General features: G+C 52.3%; 1 protein-coding gene. It reads left to right on the top strand.

Features of this window, described 5'->3' with window-relative positions; translation table 11 throughout:
• Positions 1-962: transposase (locus ABD892_RS03925; protein ID WP_486329216.1), on the top strand; the 962-nt coding region annotated here is incomplete at both ends.

The raw sequence follows: 962 nt of genomic DNA, 5'->3' as shown, positions 1-962 counted from the left end.
ATTGCCGACTTTATCAGTCGTATGCACAAGCCGGTGGGACAACTGTTTATTCAGGTTTTGATGATCTGTGACCAGCTCGGTCTGATCGGTAAGGACATGTTTGCCATTGATGGTCGCAAGATGTCATCCAATGCCAGCAAGGAATGGAGCGGTACCCACAGCGAGCTTAAAGGTAAAAAGAAAAAGCTGGAGAAAGCCGTTTCCCGTCTGTTGAAACGTCATCGGGAACACGATGCTCATGAACAAGTGAATCCTCAGCATCAACGAGACGATGAGCAGCGTATTGAGACACTGAAAAAAGCCTCACGCCGCATCAAGACGTTCCTGAAGGAACAGCCAGAGCGGACCAATAAACGTAACCAGCCGCTTAAAGGCAATGTGACTGACCCGGACAGCGCCAAGATGAAGACTGCCAAAGGGGTTATCCAGGGGTATTGCGGTGTGGCGGCTGTCGACAGCAAGCATCAGGTCATTATGCATGGAGAAGCCTATGGTCAGGGTGCTGAACAATCGACCCTGATCCCGACGGTAAAAGCGATTGATGCCCAGTGTCGCTGGCTTGGACATAGCGATATATTCAAAACTGCCAGAATAACCGCAGACAGTGGTTTTCATTCCAGGGAGAACCTGGAAGCACTGTCCAGGCTAAACGTGGATGCCTATATCGCTGACAACCAATACCGCCAGCGTGATCCTGACTTTGATCAGGCCGGACGTTTCCGGGTTCAGCATAAAAAGGAACGAGCGGCGTTGGCCAGAAAACGAGGCAGAACGGTTGCCACCGGGCGCTTTACGACACGAGACTTTCAGTTCGATACCCGCACCATGACCTGTTCCTGTCCGGCCGGGAAACCCATGTGGCTCAGCAGCGCGAAGGCAATGATTGGCGGACAACCGGCTTATCAGTTCTGCGGTTATGTACACCATTGCCGGGATTGTCCGATGAAAGCGCAGTGCCTGCG

It is taken from the genome of Kistimonas scapharcae (assembly GCF_039540975.1).
Taxonomy (GTDB): Bacteria; Pseudomonadota; Gammaproteobacteria; order Pseudomonadales; family Endozoicomonadaceae; genus Kistimonas; species Kistimonas scapharcae.
Note: the sequence above shows the minus strand (reverse complement) of the source record. Positions and strands in the feature narration are given on the sequence as shown.